This is a genomic window from Autumnicola edwardsiae, assembly GCF_031846505.1.
GTDB lineage: Bacteria > Bacteroidota > Bacteroidia > Flavobacteriales > Flavobacteriaceae > Autumnicola > Autumnicola edwardsiae.
This window is the reverse complement of sequence record NZ_JAVRHP010000244.1, coordinates 1-1,217: the sequence shown is the minus strand read 5'-3', so window position 1 is coordinate 1,217 and position 1,217 is coordinate 1. Positions and strand designations below refer to the sequence as shown.

The following is a 1,217-nucleotide window of genomic DNA, read 5'->3' as shown; positions in this document are numbered from 1 at the left end:
ATAGTCACTAAGAACATCAATCTTGCAAATTTCAAAGAAAAATTTCGTTCTATTCTTGAAGGAACAAGAATTAGGGAAGAACGAATAGATGCATTGTTGGAAAATATTCGCAGTAAAGCAGACCCTATTACCCAATTTATAGCTGTTTCAGAAGAACTACGACTATTGGCTGAATTCAAGCTGGATGAAGATAATCCAGAAGATTTACCTGCAACACCAATTTTGGATTCAGCAGGATTTTCTGAAGACCATAAGCTAAAAATTCAATCCAAAATTTCTACTGATGATTGGTTGCAATTAACAGCAACGGAATTGGAATTCAATCCAGAATTCTTTTATACAACAAATAATGAGCTTGGGGACGAAATTCCTTTTCGAGATGCATCTGCTGGACAACAAGCTACTGCACTTCTTACAGTTCTACTTAATCAACCAGGAATACCTTTATTGATAGACCAGCCAGAGGATGACATTGATAACCGAGCGATTGATGCAATAATCAAAAACATTTGGAATGCTAAAAAGAAAAGACAGTTGATTTTCACAAGCCATAACGCCAACTTAGTTGTAAATGGTGACGCTGAATTAGTAATATGCTGTGATTATAAAGATGCAAGCTCGCAAACCAGAGGTGTTATAAAAGCTGAAGGCGCAATTGATAGGAAAAAAATAAAAAACGAAATTACTTCAGTAATGGAAGGTGGTGAAAAGGCATTTAGACTTAGAAAGGATAAATACGGCTTTTAATTTAACTAAATATAGACTTCGCCTCATCATAAACCCGCTCAAAATTAGCCGCTAAATCCGCCTGAGAAAATTGCTTGGATTCTTCAGGAAGCTGCCGCTGAATTCTTGACAATTTAAACTGCACTTTCTTATCCTTACCATCAGCATAGGTTATAAATTCGCCCTGTTTTAATCGAAAGAAAACGTCTGCTCTAATTTTCGGGATTTCTTTTTCGCCTGTGGTAATACGTGTATCAAAATCCAGATTATGACCACGACTTACGCTTTTGGTTGGGTCTTTGATGATTTCAAAAAAGCGTTCGTAGTATTTGGCGGTGTCTGGGTCGTTTACTTTACCAAAAAACTGGTATGATAAATTACTCAAAATTGCCTTGCTTGCCTTATCGCCATACATCATATCGTTTTGTATTTTATCCTGCATTACATAAATCGTAGCAATATTGTAGCTTCTCAATGTTGCCGGAATGCGG

2 protein-coding genes are annotated in these 1,217 nt (G+C 36.5%); one reads left to right on the top strand and one right to left on the bottom strand.

The annotated features are described in order from the left end of the window. On the top strand, positions 1-747 hold a 747-nt coding region (locus tag RM529_RS17410; protein WP_311486006.1), incomplete at its 5' end, for an AAA family ATPase. A 1-nt stretch (position 748) separates the two neighbouring features. Here the strand turns inward: RM529_RS17410 and RM529_RS17405 are convergent. Then, on the bottom strand, positions 749-1,217 hold a 469-nt coding region (locus tag RM529_RS17405; protein WP_311486005.1), incomplete at its 5' end, for a TraM recognition domain-containing protein.